The following is a 13,378-nucleotide window of genomic DNA, read 5'->3' as shown; positions in this document are numbered from 1 at the left end:
TAAGTGCCTAACCATGCTCAACATGTTGTATTTGGCTTCAATGCCATAGGGCTCGCTTAGGTGTGACTAATAACGTACGAAACAAAACACTCATAATTGGAGTAAAACAATAATGAAAAAGGATATGAAGAAGTCTTATCTTACCCGCTGCGTTGCTTTGTCTATTGCATTCGCAGCACTCTCGCCAAACGCGTTTGCCGATATGGACGCGGCTAAAAAGTGGATGAGTGAAGAGTTCACTCCGACGACGTTGACCGCTGATGAGCAAGCGAAAGAGATGCAGTGGTTTATTGATGCTGCCAAACCTTTCAAAGGCATGGAAATCAACGTTGCTTCGGAAACCATCACTACCCACGAATATGAAGCAAAAGTTCTTGCTAAAGCGTTCTATGAGATAACCGGCATCAAAGTGAATCACGATTTGATTCAAGAAGGTGACGTGGTAGAAAAGCTGCAAACGCAAATGCAGACAGGTCGCAATATCTATGATGGCTATATCAATGACTCAGACTTGATCGGTACCCACATTCGATACGGAAAAGTGGTACCAATCTCTGACTTTATTGAAGGTGACGGTAAGAGTGTGACTAACCCATATTTGGATCTTCCCGACTTCATTGGCTTGGATTTTACCACAGGTCCTGATGGTAAGATTTACCAGCTGCCAGATCAGCAGTTTGCGAACCTATATTGGTTCCGTGCAGACTGGTTTGAGCGCGACGATCTTAAAACCAAGTTTAAGAAGGAATACGGTTACGAGCTAGGAGTGCCACTTAACTGGTCTGCATACGAAGACATTGCAGAATTCTTTAGTGAGAAGGTGAAAATGATCGATGGCGAACGTGTCTACGGTCATATGGACTACGGCAAAAAAGATCCATCACTAGGTTGGCGTTTCACTGACTCGTGGTTCTCCATGGCTGGTGCGGGTGATAAAGGGATTCCTAATGGTTTACCAGTTGATGAGTGGGGGATTCGTGTAGAAGGCTGTAGCCCTGTCGGTTCCGATGTGGCTCGCGGCGGTGCGACAAATGGTCCAGCGGCGGTGTATGCGACCACCAAGTATGTGGATTGGCTAAAACAATATGCGCCACCTGAAGCCCAAGGGATGACGTTTGGCGAAGCAGGTCCGGTTCCCGCACAAGGTTCTATCGCGCAGCAGATCTTTTGGTATACCGCGTTTACTGCTGACATGACCAAGCCAGGGCTACCTGTGGTTAATGAAGATGGCACACCGAAATGGCGTATGGCTCCATCACCTCGTGGCCCATACTGGGAAGATGGCATGAAGCTTGGTTATCAAGATGCGGGCTCGTGGACATTCCTAAACAGTACGCCAGTGGATCGTCGTCAAGCCGCTTGGTTGTATGCTCAGTTTGTCGTGTCTAAGTCTGTGAGCTTGAAGAAAACACTGGTTGGTTTGACGCCAATTCGTGAGTCAGACATTAACTCTCAAGCGATGACAGATGCGGCTCCTAAGCTGGGTGGTTTGGTTGAGTTCTACCGCAGTGATGCACGTAAACAGTGGACCCCAACTGGTACCAACGTGCCAGACTATCCAAAACTTGCACAGCTATGGTGGCAATATGTTTCTGAAGCGGCAAGTGGAGAAAAAACACCACAAGAAGCTCTGGACGGCCTAGCAGCAGCTCAAGACAAAGTGCTTAAGCGTCTAGAAAGAAGTGGCGCTCAGGGTGACTGTGGTCCAAAACTGAATCCTAAGAAGGATCCAGAATATTGGTTATCACAACCAGGTGCACCTAAAGCTAAGCTTGCTAATGAGAAACCTCAAGGCAAGACTATCGCTTACAAAGACTTAATCGCGCAGTAATTTCGTTAAGTTGTTCCTCAAAAAAGGCGACCTCTGGTCGCCTTTATTTGTTTACTTGCACATTTATTCACAAGGCGGAGCCAAATGAATTAGCGCCAACCCACCTTGCGAGGTTTCACGGTACTTCTTATTCATATCTTTGCCTGTCTGATACATAGTATCGATGACTTTATCTAAAGAGATGAGACACTTACTGGTTCGCTTAAGCGCCATGCGCGAAGCATTGATTGCCTTCATTGCACCCATGGCATTGCGTTCGATACAAGGGACTTGAACCAAACCGCCGATAGGGTCGCAGGTCATACCGAGTGAGTGCTCCATGGCAATCTCTGCTGCGATACACATTTGCTCGTTACTACCACCTCGTAGTGCGGTTAGGCCAGCCGCTGCCATGGATGATGATACGCCTACCTCACCTTGACAGCCCACTTCAGCACCGGAAATGGAGGCGTTGGTTTTGTAGAGGATACCGATGGCTCCGGAAACCGCTAAAAAGTCTTTGAGCTGTTTGGTATCAAGCTCTTTAATAAAACGATGGTAGTACATTAATACGGCTGGAATAACCCCCGCAGCCCCGTTTGTCGGAGAGGTGACCACTTGACCGCCCGCCGCATTCTCTTCACTTACGGCAAAGGCAAATAAGTTGATCCAATCCATAATTTCCATCGGATCATTTTCGATGGCGGCGTTTGCTTCCAGCTTTTTCAGTAGATTAGGAGCACGACGGGTGACGTTTAGCCCGCCATCCAAGATACCTTCAGTTTCAAAACCACGCTCCATACAACGCAACATGACTCGCCAAATCTGCTCGGCTTTATCATTGATGTCTTCAAGATCTTTGAACGCTAATTCATTGCGAAGTACCATACCACCGAGGCTCATGCCGTGTTCTTCTGCTAGCTCTAACATTTCGTCAGCGCTGCTAAACGGGAATTCGACACTGACGTCTTCTTCGTCTTTACCGTTTTGCAATTCATATTCTGTGGCAATAAAGCCGCCGCCGATGGAATAGTAAGTCTCAAAGCCAATGCGCTCACCTTGTTTATCAAACGCAGAGATGGTCATGCCATTTTCATGTAGAGGCAGATTGTCTTCATGAAACAGCATGTCCGTTTTGTAGTTAAACGGAATATGGTGAGTGCCTGAGAGAGGTAATACGCCATCTTCGATAGCATTTCTCATCGCTTGGTTTGCGCTCGAAATCTTAATAGTGTCGGGTTTGTTGCCCAATAAGCCTAAAATAGTGGCACGATCGGTGTGGTGACCGATGCCTGTCAGCGACAGGGAGCCGTAGAGATCGACTTGAATCCGGTTCACTTTAGTCAGTTGGTCTGCGATTAACTCAGTGAAACTATGCCCAGCGATCATTGGACCATTGGTATGGGAGCTGGAAGGGCCAACCCCGATTTTGTAAATCTCAAATATTGAAAGCATGCACACATTCTCTTCTATTGGTCGCTTTGAGTGTTGGTTGACGATTATGTCGAGAACAAAAGCGTATTTTTTAACGTTATGTTTACATTATATTGGATTGTGCCATAACTAATGAAGTTATGTGGTCCAATTTTGTAACCAAGCTAGAAGATTCTGCGATAATTGACTGGTAGAAGAAACTTTATATGCGCTAGTTTTCTTAAAATAGGGTTGGTAAATTATATGGCTGGTCAGATGTCATATATCCAACGAATTTACCTATCTTTCTTATAGGCAAAACTTATTTTCTTTTTCTCTAGCACGCTGTTAACATTGCGTCCGCTAAACAATTGCCCCCATTGTCTAAGGAAAAAAGATGGTAATACCTGAAAACAGCAGCATCGTGATTTTTGGTGCTTCAGGCGACCTTACTTATCGTAAGTTGATCCCTGCACTTTACCATTTGTATGCTAGCGACCAGCTACCTAAATCTTTCGCAATTCTTGGTGTAAGCCGCACTCAATACAGCGACGAATCATACCGAGAAAAGCTAAAACACTCCCTTCAGGAGATGGAAAAAACAGAACCTGAAACACTAGAAGCCTTCTGTAATCATCTTCACTATCAAGCCATTGATACTTCTGATACTCAAGACTACGCGAAACTGGCAACCCGCCTTGATGATGTTGCTAACCAATATGGTTTCGAGCAACGCAATACGCTTTTCTATTTGGCGACACCGCCAAGCCTTTATAGCATTATTCCTGCAAGTCTTGCTGCTCACGGTCTCAATGATGAAGCTGATGGCTGGAAGCGTTTGATCATCGAAAAACCATTTGGTTATGACCTAGCGTCTGCGCGTCAATTGGACAAAGAAATTCACGAGCATTTCCAAGAGCATCAAATCTATCGTATCGACCATTATCTGGGTAAAGAAACGGTTCAGAACCTATTGGTTTTACGTTTCTCAAATGCCATGTTCGAGCCGCTTTGGAATCACCAGTATGTCGACTATGTTGAGATCACAGGTGCAGAGTTCCTTGGTGTGGAAGAGCGCGGTGGCTACTACGATGGCTCTGGCGCGGTACGTGATATGTTCCAAAACCACTTATTGCAAGTGTTAGCAATGGTCGGTATGGAATCTCCAGCTCAAATTAACGCTGACGCTATTCGTAACGAAGTAGTTAAAGTGCTGCAGTGTTTGCGTCCTCTTTCTGATGAAGACCTGCGTAACAACCTTGTACTCGGGCAGTACACGGAATCTAACGTACGTGGTCAATTCCTACCAGGCTATCGCAACGAGCATGGTGTTGCTGACGACTCTCGCACAGAGACTTACGTTGGCTTGAAAATGTTTATCGACAACTGGCGTTGGAACGGTGTTCCTTTTTATGTTCGTACAGGTAAACGATTGCCGACACGTGTGACAGAGGTAGTGATTCACTTTAAACAAACGCCGCACCCAGTGTTTGGTAAAGATGCGCCAGAGAATAAGCTGATCATCCGTATTCAACCGGATGAGGGCATTCAAATGAGCTTTGGTTTGAAAGAACCAGGTGCTGGTTTCAATGCAAAAGAAGTAAAAATGAATTTCCATTACGCATCACTGCAAGAGACACAGATGCTTACAGCTTATGAGCGTCTATTACTTGATGCACTTAATGGTGATGCTACGCTGTTCGCACGTAGCGATGCAGTTGAGGCATGTTGGGAATTTGTTCAACCAATTCTGGACTACAAGCAAGATCCGCAATCCCTGTTTGGTTATGCGTGTGGTACTTGGGGTCCACAAGAGTCAGATCAGCTACTACATAATGATGGTCGCGCGTGGCGCTTCCCATGTAAAAACCTGACTGATACCGATTACTGCGAACTGTAATCACAAATAATGTCGAGCTAGGAGAGCTGCACAACTTGGCTCGACGAAAAGATTTCAAAGCAGCAAGTTAAGTTGCCGAATTGATGGAGAGAACAATGAAAGGTGATATTGGTGTAATTGGTCTGGCGGTAATGGGTCAGAACCTTATCCTAAACATGAATGACCACGGCTTTAAAGTAGTGGCTCACAACCGTACTGCTGCAAAAGTTGACGAGTTTCTGGAAGGTCCAGCAAAAGGCACGAACATTGTTGGTGCATACTCGCTAGAAGAACTCGTTGAGAAGCTAGAAACGCCACGCAAAGTGATGCTAATGGTACGTGCTGGTGATGTTGTAGATAAGTTCATCGAAGCGCTAGTACCACTACTAGACAAAGGCGACATCATCATTGATGGCGGTAACACAAACTACCCAGACACAAACCGTCGCGTTGCTGAGCTACGTGAAAAAGGTATCCACTTTATCGGTACTGGCGTTTCTGGTGGTGAAGAAGGCGCTCGTTTTGGACCTTCAATCATGCCAGGCGGCGCAGTTGAAGCTTGGGAAGCAGTTAAGCCTATCTTCCAAGGTATCTCTGCGAAAACTGATGCTGGCGAGCCTTGCTGTGACTGGGTTGGTAACGATGGTGCAGGTCACTTCGTTAAGATGGTTCACAACGGCATCGAATACGGCGACATGCAGTTGATTACTGAAGCGTACCAGTTCATGAAAGACGGTCTAGGTATGTCTGCAGATGAAATGCAGGCTGTATTTGCAGATTGGAACAAGACAGAACTAGACAGCTACCTAGTAGAAATCACCGCTGATATTCTTGGTTACAAAGATGAAGACGGTGAGCCACTAGTAGAGAAGATCCTTGATACTGCGGGCCAAAAAGGTACGGGTAAATGGACAGGTATCAACGCACTAGACCTTGGTATTCCTCTAACGCTTATCTCTGAGTCTGTATTCTCTCGTTGTCTATCAGCTCTTAAAGACCAACGTGTTGAAGCTGAATCTCTATTCGGTAAGACCATTACTCCAGTAGAAGGCGATAAGCAAGAGTGGGTTGATGCACTGCGCCAAGCACTACTTGCATCTAAGATCATCTCTTACGCTCAAGGTTTCATGCTAATGCGTGAAGCGTCAAACGAGAACGGTTGGGATCTAAACTACGGTAACGTAGCATTAATGTGGCGTGGTGGTTGTATCATCCGTTCTGCATTCCTAGGTAATATTCGTGATGCTTACGAAGCGAACCCAGATATCGCATTCCTAGGCTCAGATGATTACTTCAAAAACATCCTACAAAGCAGCCTAGCGGCATGGCGTAAAGTAGCAGCGAAATCTCTAGAAGCGGGCATCCCAATGCCATGTACAATTTCAGCGCTATCTTTCCTAGACGGTTACACAACAGCACGTTTACCAGCTAACCTGCTTCAAGCTCAACGTGACTACTTTGGTGCTCACACTTATGAGCGTACTGACCGTCCACGTGGTGAGTTCTTCCACACAAACTGGACTGGTACAGGCGGTAACACGGCTTCAACGACTTACGACGTGTAATTCGTTATTAAACTAACAAAAAGCCTCGCACAGTTTGCGAGGCTTTTTTTGTTCCAATAGATTTTCGATAATATTATAACTATATAGTTTTAGAGTTGGCGCACACTCTGCTTTTTTATTTGTAGTACCTTGTAATTAGTACTGTAATTAGTACTGTAATTAAATGCATAACCAACTCAAAGGAGAAGCTATGTCTCTTTCTATTCCAACTCTTGGCGCCGGTACTTTTCGCTTAAAGGGCGACGATGCTTATAAGTCCGTTGAAATGGCTTTGAATGCTGGCTATCGCCACATCGACACCGCTCAAATTTACGGCAACGAAAAAGAAGTGGGGCAAGCGATAGCGGATTCTGGAATTCCTCGTCAGGAGCTTTTTGTAACGACCAAAATCTGGATGGATAAGCTAGGGAAAGCGTCTTTTCTACCTAGTTTGCATGAGAGCTTGAAAGATCTTCAGGTAAACTATGTGGATCTGCTTCTTATTCATTGGCCACTTAAAGATGAAGCAGTGCCAATGGCTGAGTATTTGCAACAACTTAAGCAAGCTCAAGACGATGGACTCGCTCGTCATATTGGCGTGTCTAATTTCACTGTTGCGCAAATGGAGAAAGCAATTGAGATCTTAGGTGACAATGTGCTTTATACCAATCAGGTCGAAGTGCACCCATACCTGCAGAACCAACGCGTAGTGGATTACTGCCGTCAACACAAGATGATTGTGACTGGTTACATGCCTTTTGCGTATGGGGATGTACTTAAAGATGGTTCAATTAAACATATTGCTGAAAAACATCGAGCGACGCCTGCTCAAATCGTATTGGCTTGGATGGCTAAATGCGGATTTGTGACGATTCCATCATCGACTAAGCAAACGAATATCGAGAGTAATTTAGCGTATGTTCACGTTAAATTAGACGATGAAGATATGGAGAGTATTTCGAAACTGGATAGAGGTCATCGATTAGCCAATCCAGACTTCGCTCCTGAGTGGGACTAAGTTTCGACTGGGTGAAACAAACGTCAGGGTAAGCCCTGACGTTTTTCGTTTAACGCGTTTACTTTTTCTTCATCATATTTGCTAAGTCTGCAAACGGATTATGCGTAGCGGCCTGATGGTTATCTTCTCCTGGTTTTACTTCGCTACCGTATAAATCGTGCTCAGTATATTTTGAGTGCTCATGATCATGGCAGTACAAACATAGAAGTTCCCAATTACTTCCGTCATCGGGGTTATTCGTGTGGTCATGATCTTTGTGATGGACCGTTAGCTCTCTCAGGTTTGAATAAACAAACTCCCTAGCGCAGCTTCCACATACCCACGGATAAAGCTTAAGGGCTTTCTCACGGTAATCGCTCTCTTTTCGTGCGTAGGCTGCACTGGTTCCAAAGTAGTCTGAAGACATATCGATCCTTTCATCGTATTAACCGAAACAACTAATGCTGAATGTACCACAACAAAAGTGGGTTCTAACTTGATTTCGGTAGCGTTTATCGCAATGTGTGAAACCCTGAATAAATGCGAGTGAACGTTGTAAACCAGCACGCAGCTCCGAAGACGAACGCAATGGTAGCAAAATGTTCAGGTAATAAGCATAAAAGAACAAAGCAACCAATGGTCTCGGTGCCTTCGGTAAGGCCACTCATATAGTACAAAGATTTATGACGATAAACTGGATTCTCAATACCGCGTTTACCTGCCATCACAGCGAATGCCAAAAAGCTAGTTCCTGTGCCGATAAAAGAGAAAATCAAAAAAGCGCCAGCAATGGCATTCTGCTCAGGGTTGGCAATAACAAAACCAAACGGTATCAGTGAGTAGAATAAGAAATCCAAGCTTATATCTAAAAAACCTCCGGCATCTGAAATCCCTTGAATACGTGCTAGAGCGCCATCAAGACCGTCGCAAATTCGGTTTAACAAAATAAATATCAGGGCGATGGAATAATGCTCAAACGCTAAAGCAGGAAAAGCAAGGCAACCCAAAGCGAAGCCAAATAGTGTAGTTTGATTGGCTGTTATCCCTAATCGGTTAAGCACACGTGCCGATTGAGATAACGGCCAGCGAATAACTTTGATACTAATGCTGTCTAACATGCTGCACTCTCCCAAGGCCATTTAAGGACTTGGCTGCCATCAGGAATATCATCCTCATCATGTGTGACCATTAAAGCGGGAATATTGGCACTGCGAAGCTGTTCCACAACCCAATCTCTGAACTGAACCCGCAGCTCTTTATCGAGTTTACTGAATGGCTCATCAAGTAGGGCGGCCTTTGGTTCAGCGAGCAGCATTCGTGTTAAGCTGATGCGGGCACGTTGTCCTCCGGATAATTGCTCTGGGTAATGATTAGCCACACCATTGAGTTGAATACTAGCAAGAGCGTTCATTGCATGTTCTTGTCGTTCAGCTCCTTTAATTCGATTAGGCAAGGCGAAGGCAAGGTTCTCCCATACATTGAGATGAGGAAACAGCAGGTCATCTTGAAACAAAATTCCGACTTGTCTCTTGTGTGGTTCTAGCATGTCGATACGTTTGTCTTCGAGTAGAACTTGTCCTTGGTAGACAAACTCTGACGACAGATGACCCGCAACGACGTCAAGTAGCGTGGATTTTCCACAACCACTTGGGCCCATTAGCGTCAATATTTCGCCCTGTTTTATGTTGAAACTGCAGTCAGAAAACAGCACCTCGCCTTCCTTCTTACGGATGGTGAGGTTTACCAGCGATAGTGTCATTAAATAAAAGTCCTTTGATCTTAATTCGTCGATAACGAGAGTGAATGCGATTAACCAATACGGCAACAGAGAAAAATAGTAGTGGTAATAAGGCTTGGAAGAGTGCATAGATGGCGGTGACTCTGCGATCGAATCCACTCGATAGGGCTACCGCTTCGGTTGTAATAGTGGCAACTCGACCCGCTCCTAATACCAGCGTAGGTAAGTATTGAGCAAGACTCACACTAATGCCTACCGCCCATGCAAATACCATTGCAGGGAAAAGAAGCGGCAATTTGACATGCAGCCAAGTATGAATAGGGCTCTTCCCAAGGCTCAGTGATACTTGGGTAAACTTACTATTGAAGCCGCGCCATGGCCCATCTAGTGCAAGGAAAACAAACGGGAAGGCGAAGAATACATGTGACCAACAAACCCAAAGCAAATAACTCGAATCACTAAGCAATAGCGTGGTAACTTGCAATCCGAACAGGATACTTAATTGCGGCAATAGCATGGGAATCGCAATGACGTAACCTGGGATATGTAAGCGATATTTATTGCGATACTCATGTCCTACAACAGCAAGTATGAGAGCAATCGTTGCCGAGATAAGCGCGATGGTTAAGCTCTGTGCCATCACTTCAAAAATACCGTCCCATTCGTATTCCCAGAAACGCATTGTATAACGGCTTGGTAAGACGTCCGGAAAACGCCAGCGCTGCGCAAATGTCCAAACGACCGTCAGCGGTATCATGGCGGCAACAATGGATACAAGTACGGTGAATATTGGTTTGCCAGGAATATGCAGCGATGTACGACCTGAATATTGCCATTGATTGCAAACGGTAACGACGAGATGCTCGATAAGACGAGCGATACCAATCAATATTGAGGCAATAGCAAACAGCACAACAGCACCAGCACTGGCGCGGGGAAGCAAGCTCAGGTCGGGGTCATTGAACCATTGCCAAACTAAGACCGCGAAGGTTGGCGGGTTAGTTGGTCCGATAATTAAAGCAACGTCGACGACGGATAAACTGTACGCAATCACTGCGAGCATCGGGAATCGAATTTTAGTAAACCATTGTGGAAGTATGATTTTCCACCAAGCTGCACTTTCTGTGTATCCTAGTGATGCAGCGATACGCAGTGATTCACGGACTCTAAGTTGTCGTAGTATTGGGATGCTCATCAGCAGTATAAACGACACTTCTTTGAGGGCTAGCATCAACGTCAAGCCAACGCCATAAGGATCCTTGACTAGCCAAGCTGAACTGGCAGAGTTTCCGTTTAGGTCCATTCCAAAAAGGTCAACGAAGGCTCTCGCGCCAAATCCGGTAGGAGAAAACAGAAAAGCAAAACCAATAGCAAAGGCGACGTGAGGCAGAGCAAGTAAAGGAGATAGCGATAGTTCGATTCGCTTCCACCATCTACTGTTCCAACAAGAGGCAATAATGGCAAAGGATAAGAAGCAGGCGAGATAGCTGCTCAGTATTGCGGAGCTAAATGTCAGCAAAATAGAAGTTTCTACGCCCTGCCATGCAAAGACCTGATTGAATCCGGCTAAATCAAAATGATGTAGACCTAAAGGGGGGATATAACCCAAAGAGGATACCACCACCCCAAGTAAACCAGGTACTGTAGGGAAAATGCAGACAACGACTAAACAGACGTACAACAGTCTAAGCATAATCTTATTATCTCGTAAGCCGTTAGCTGCCGTAGCGCTTGAGCCACTCTTGCTCAAGAGCGCTCTGCCAGCTTGGGTGAGGTTCGGCGACAGACTTAAATTGTTGAGTTTTCGCCGCACTGCCAGTGAGATATTCTTTGCTGAGTACCGAAGGGTCACCCCAAATTGCGATATCACCTTTTCGCGATTGCGCTTCTGGACTTAGTAGGAAGTTAATAGCGACTAGAGCCCCCGCTTTAGCATTAGCATTCCAAGGGATTGCAAGAAAATGGATGTTGGACAATGCGCCACTGTCCATTGCATAAACGGTAGTAGTATCGCTAAGGTTACCATTCGCTTGAGCAGAGTAGACAGCATTTGGATTGAAAGTAATAGCTAGATCAAGCTGACCATCGTCTAGTAATTGGATTGTTTCAGCGGTTCCGGCAGGGAATTGTTTACCACCACGCCATGCAACCTTATGAAACTCATCCAGATAATCCCAAAGCGGCTTGGTGACGCCTTGAAAGTCAGCTTCTGAAACGGGTTTTGCTAACGCAGGATCGTTATCTGTAAGGTCAATTAACAGAGATTTCAAGAAGCTAGTACCATGAAACTCGGGCGGTTTAGGGTAGCTTAACTTATTCGGAAACGCTTTAGCGTAGTTGAGCATCTCCATATAAGACGTCGGTGGGTTATTTAGAGTTTGTGTATCGTGAATAAACACGAGTTGACCCACTCCCCAAGGCGCTTCAAGCCCCCCTGTTGGTTCTGAGAAGTCGCTGTCAACGGGAAGCGATTTATCGACGTATTGCCAGTTCGGAAGATTGGATACAAAAGGTCCATAAAGTAGGGCGTTGTCCTTCATGGATTTGAAGTTCTCACCATTAATCCACACCATATCGACACTGCCACCATCATTTTTTCCTGCTGCTTTTTCAGCGAGTAAACGAGAGCCAGTTTCGGCGATGTCGGTGACTTTTACGTGATTAAAGTTAACGCCATATTGGTCTTTAAGTTCTTTACCTGCCCACTGGAGGTAACGGTTAATTTCTTGGCTACCTCCCCATGCGTGAAAATAAACGGTTTGACCATTAGCATCGTCCAGTATGCTATTCCAGTCCATATTGGTTTGGTTTGCACTCAAAACGGGAAACGATAAAGCTGAGATGGAAAGCGCGAGAGTAGGAAGTACTGCGGATTTAAATCTTTTATTATTCATTCTGTTATCCATTTAATATTGTTTGCGGCGAACCTTGCCTAGTTGTTAATAAATGATACTAAAGGTTGGCCTGTGATAATCAATAGCCTTATTAACATCTATAGAGGTGAGCCTTGAAAAAACCATCAGCCGCATAAGACCGAACAGAAAGGAAAGAAATTTCAGCGCGATTAATAAAGTTAATTCCAAGTAATTAGAGATGTCGTTGCTATGTCCACCAACTATCTTGAGTATAGTGTCAAAATTGATCGAGTAGCTGTTGTAGCTCCGTCGTAAATGGAGCTCTACACGAATGAACAAGCTGGCCACTTTCCAATACATCGATACGCACATGGGGGCACTGTAGACAGGAATGAAAGCACCGAATCTCATCCATGATCATATTTACGTGGTAAAACTCTACTTCAACTTGTGCAAAGGGCGTTTCTTCTAGGTCGTTAAATAACCTTAATTGAGTTGACATATCCATACGCCTGCTTGTTTTTAACTCAGGAATATCTACATGACCGTCAGTAGTTGGAATTCCTTTCATACAAATTTTACGTAGGGCGTTACTTTTTATTGATCACTCCGTTTCGAATTAAACCTCGCTTAACGCTTTGGCAAAGTTTGCCGAATCGACGAAGTTCCTCAAAATTAGGAGCTATGCCACGATTTAGAGAGGATTCCCAGTAACTAACTTCAGTTTCCACTAGTTCCATAAGCTTTTTCGGGCAGCCAATACAGGAATTCTCTGGGCCACAGACGAAAGTGTCTTCAGCATAAAGGGGAAGTTCTTCTTTTACGGCTTGAATCAATTGTTGAGTTGCTTCAGTCAAGGATGGTTTTACGAGCATTTCACAGAACTAAAAGGCGGGACAAGTAGGCATCATAATTGAGCAATTCGAATGACAACATCCTACTAAGGGGTTAATTCATACGGGTGTATATTAGTGTCTCATTTTTGAGTAATTGGTTAATAATGGGTTTGTAAGCGCAGTGAATTGAACTAGTTTGATTCAGTATTAAATGACTAATAAAAATAACAGAGTAGCTTGTCACCCGTCAGTGCTTTTTTGTCATTGGCTTGCTTTGTTTTATATAACTGCTTGATTTAAAGCGAG

11 protein-coding genes are annotated in these 13,378 nt (G+C 44.8%); 4 read left to right on the top strand and 7 right to left on the bottom strand.

Annotated features, from left to right (window positions below):
- Nucleotides 1-112: 112 nt before the first annotated feature.
- Entirely contained in the window at nt 113-1,831 is a 1,719-nt protein-coding gene (locus VME0621_RS06875; RefSeq protein ID WP_062457334.1) for an ABC transporter substrate-binding protein, read from the top strand.
- 63 nt (nt 1,832-1,894) lie between these two features.
- Here VME0621_RS06875 and VME0621_RS06870 read toward each other — a convergent pair whose 3' ends face one another.
- Nucleotides 1,895-3,265: an L-serine ammonia-lyase gene (locus VME0621_RS06870; protein WP_062457336.1), complete on the bottom strand. Its 1,371-nt coding sequence runs from the start codon at nt 3,263-3,265 to the stop codon at nt 1,895-1,897.
- Between the two features lie 355 nt (nt 3,266-3,620).
- On the opposite strand from VME0621_RS06870, the gene zwf reads away from it, so the two are divergent.
- The 3 genes from zwf to dkgB all read left to right on the top strand — a co-directional run bounded on the left by zwf (nt 3,621) and on the right by dkgB (nt 7,664).
- Nucleotides 3,621-5,123 (top strand): glucose-6-phosphate dehydrogenase, encoded by a 1,503-nt coding sequence (gene zwf, locus VME0621_RS06865; protein WP_006073838.1) that lies wholly within the window; start codon nt 3,621-3,623, stop codon nt 5,121-5,123.
- Between the two features lie 95 nt (nt 5,124-5,218).
- Entirely contained in the window at nt 5,219-6,667 is a 1,449-nt protein-coding gene (gnd, locus tag VME0621_RS06860) for a decarboxylating NADP(+)-dependent phosphogluconate dehydrogenase (protein WP_006073836.1), read from the top strand.
- Nucleotides 6,668-6,857: 190 nt separating this feature from the next.
- On the top strand, nt 6,858-7,664 hold the full coding sequence (gene dkgB / locus VME0621_RS06855; protein ID WP_062457339.1) for a 2,5-didehydrogluconate reductase DkgB: 807 nt from the start codon (nt 6,858-6,860) through the stop codon (nt 7,662-7,664).
- 58 nt (nt 7,665-7,722) lie between these two features.
- Here dkgB and VME0621_RS06850 read toward each other — a convergent pair whose 3' ends face one another.
- The 6 genes from VME0621_RS06850 to VME0621_RS06820 form a co-directional block, all read right to left on the bottom strand.
- Nucleotides 7,723-8,070, bottom strand: coding sequence for a YajD family HNH nuclease (locus VME0621_RS06850; protein ID WP_006073826.1), 348 nt, complete (start codon nt 8,068-8,070; stop codon nt 7,723-7,725).
- Nucleotides 8,071-8,155: 85 nt separating this feature from the next.
- Nucleotides 8,156-8,761, bottom strand: a complete 606-nt coding sequence (locus tag VME0621_RS06845) for a CDP-alcohol phosphatidyltransferase family protein (RefSeq protein ID WP_062457342.1) — start codon at nt 8,759-8,761, stop codon at nt 8,156-8,158.
- Nucleotides 8,755-9,402: an ATP-binding cassette domain-containing protein gene (locus tag VME0621_RS06840; protein ID WP_038225808.1), complete on the bottom strand. Its 648-nt coding sequence runs from the start codon at nt 9,400-9,402 to the stop codon at nt 8,755-8,757. The genes VME0621_RS06845 and VME0621_RS06840 overlap by 7 nt, the downstream gene beginning before the upstream one ends.
- Nucleotides 9,368-11,074: an ABC transporter permease gene (locus VME0621_RS06835; RefSeq protein WP_062457345.1), complete on the bottom strand. Its 1,707-nt coding sequence runs from the start codon at nt 11,072-11,074 to the stop codon at nt 9,368-9,370. The genes VME0621_RS06840 and VME0621_RS06835 overlap by 35 nt, the downstream gene beginning before the upstream one ends.
- Nucleotides 11,075-11,096: 22 nt before the next feature.
- The gene (locus tag VME0621_RS06830; protein WP_062457348.1) at nt 11,097-12,275 is read right to left on the bottom strand and encodes an ABC transporter substrate-binding protein; all 1,179 of its coding nucleotides are present in this window, start codon (nt 12,273-12,275) and stop codon (nt 11,097-11,099) included.
- Nucleotides 12,276-12,826: 551 nt separating this feature from the next.
- Nucleotides 12,827-13,111, bottom strand: coding sequence for a hypothetical protein (locus tag VME0621_RS06820; protein ID WP_038225800.1), 285 nt, complete (start codon nt 13,109-13,111; stop codon nt 12,827-12,829).
- Nucleotides 13,112-13,378 lie beyond the last annotated feature (267 nt).

It is taken from the genome of Vibrio mediterranei, assembly GCF_900088415.1.
Lineage (GTDB): Bacteria > Pseudomonadota > Gammaproteobacteria > Enterobacterales > Vibrionaceae > Vibrio > Vibrio mediterranei.
This window is presented reverse-complemented; position numbering and strand designations above follow the sequence as displayed.

Bases quoted from the DNA above. Each gene is read 5' to 3' on its own strand.
- VME0621_RS06820 (WP_038225800.1), bottom strand. From the start codon at position 13,111: ATGCTCGTAAAACCATCCTTGACTGAAGCAACTCAACAATTGATTCAA.
- zwf (WP_006073838.1), top strand. From the start codon at position 3,621: ATGGTAATACCTGAAAACAGCAGCATCGTGATTTTTGGTGCTTCAGGC.
- VME0621_RS06850 (WP_006073826.1), bottom strand. From the start codon at position 8,070: ATGTCTTCAGACTACTTTGGAACCAGTGCAGCCTACGCACGAAAAGAG.
- VME0621_RS06840 (WP_038225808.1), bottom strand. From the start codon at position 9,402: ATGACACTATCGCTGGTAAACCTCACCATCCGTAAGAAGGAAGGCGAG.
- VME0621_RS06835 (WP_062457345.1), bottom strand. From the start codon at position 11,074: ATGCTTAGACTGTTGTACGTCTGTTTAGTCGTTGTCTGCATTTTCCCT.
- VME0621_RS06870 (WP_062457336.1), bottom strand. From the start codon at position 3,265: ATGCTTTCAATATTTGAGATTTACAAAATCGGGGTTGGCCCTTCCAGC.
- gnd (WP_006073836.1), top strand. From the start codon at position 5,219: ATGAAAGGTGATATTGGTGTAATTGGTCTGGCGGTAATGGGTCAGAAC.
- VME0621_RS06830 (WP_062457348.1), bottom strand. From the start codon at position 12,275: ATGAATAATAAAAGATTTAAATCCGCAGTACTTCCTACTCTCGCGCTT.
- VME0621_RS06875 (WP_062457334.1), top strand. From the start codon at position 113: ATGAAAAAGGATATGAAGAAGTCTTATCTTACCCGCTGCGTTGCTTTG.
- VME0621_RS06845 (WP_062457342.1), bottom strand. From the start codon at position 8,761: ATGTTAGACAGCATTAGTATCAAAGTTATTCGCTGGCCGTTATCTCAA.
- dkgB (WP_062457339.1), top strand. From the start codon at position 6,858: ATGTCTCTTTCTATTCCAACTCTTGGCGCCGGTACTTTTCGCTTAAAG.